Annotated in this window: 1 protein-coding gene; it reads right to left on the bottom strand. The window is 65.1% G+C overall.

The genetic code is table 11. The features are described from left to right. Positions 1-23: 23 nt before the first annotated feature. On the bottom strand, positions 24-893 hold the full coding sequence (locus tag ACFV4G_RS43540) for an IS5 family transposase (RefSeq protein WP_380449219.1): 870 nt from the start codon (positions 891-893) through the stop codon (positions 24-26). Between the last annotated feature and the right edge of the window lie 248 nt (positions 894-1,141).

Raw genomic sequence — 1,141 nt, 5'->3', positions numbered from 1 at the left:
AGAGGTCGCTTTCATCCGATGTTTCATCCCGGGATCGGTTGTTTTATGGCCTTCTTCGGGTCGCGCCAGGAGATGGTGTTCTCACGGGTGAGGCGGCGGGCCATGAGGTCGGTCATGGTGATGTGGATCACGGCCTCGGAGCGGGTGGGCAGGGTTTCGTAGTCGCGGGCCAGGCGGCGGTGGAGCATGAGCCATCCGTAGGTCAGTTCGACCGCCCACCGTTTCGGGGTGGGAGTGAAACCCCTGGTCCCGGCTTTGCGGGCGGTGATCTCCATGTCGATGCCGAGGGTGGCGGCGTGTTCGACGAGGTGCTGGCGGTAGCCGCCGTCGACCCACACCTTGCGGATAGCGGGGTGGTCGGCGGCGACCTGGTCGAGCAGCGCGGTGCCGGCAACGGAGTCCTGCACGCTCGCCGCGGTCACCAGCACCGCGAGGAGGAGGCCGAGCGTGTCGGTGACGATGCTCCGCTTCCTGCCGACGATCTTCTTCCCTGCGTCGACGCCATGGCTGGAGGCGGGGACGCTGGTGGAGGTCTTGATGCTCTGGGCGTCGATTAAGCAGGCCGTCGGCTCTGTGTCCCGGCCTTCCTTCTCTCGCAAAAGCTGCCGGAGCAGGCCGTTGAGCTGGGCGAACACGCCCTCGTCGGCCCATTTGGAGAAGTAGCCGTAGACCGTGTTCCAGTTCGGGAAGTCGTGTGGGAGGTAGCGCCACTGGACTCCCGTGCGGTCGATGTACAAGATCGCGTCCATGATGTCGCGCAGGTCGTGTTCGGGTGGCCGGCCGAAATCCAGGGCCCTGCCGCGGCGCTCAAAGCGCCAAGCGGCCAGGACCGGCTCGATCAACTCCCAGCGGGCATCGGACAGATCACTCGGATACGGACGTCGCGTCGCCATGCTTCCGGCGTACCGCGCCGGACCGAGTGCGCCCAGGCGCACACCCACGACGGCGGAAGCACACGACAGAGAAGACCGGGCATCTTGGGATGAGACAGGAGTGCGTTGCCTTTCGCCTCATCCATAACCCCAACTGCCCCGCAGGCATCGACCGCCTCCATGACCTCGCCTGCACCGCAACCCGACACCCCAGGAATCGCTTGATAGACGGCTATTACAGGTGAAAACGACCTCTAACTGGGCGTTTC

The organism is Kitasatospora sp. NPDC059747 (assembly GCF_042732955.1).
Classification (GTDB): domain Bacteria; phylum Actinomycetota; class Actinomycetes; order Streptomycetales; family Streptomycetaceae; genus Kitasatospora.
Note: the sequence above shows the minus strand (reverse complement) of the source record. Positions and strands in the feature narration are given on the sequence as shown.

What these genes read in the sequence shown, in the direction of transcription:
- ACFV4G_RS43540 (WP_380449219.1), bottom strand. Translation starts at nt 893, where the DNA reads ATGGCGACGCGACGTCCGTATCCGAGTGATCTGTCCGATGCCCGCTGG.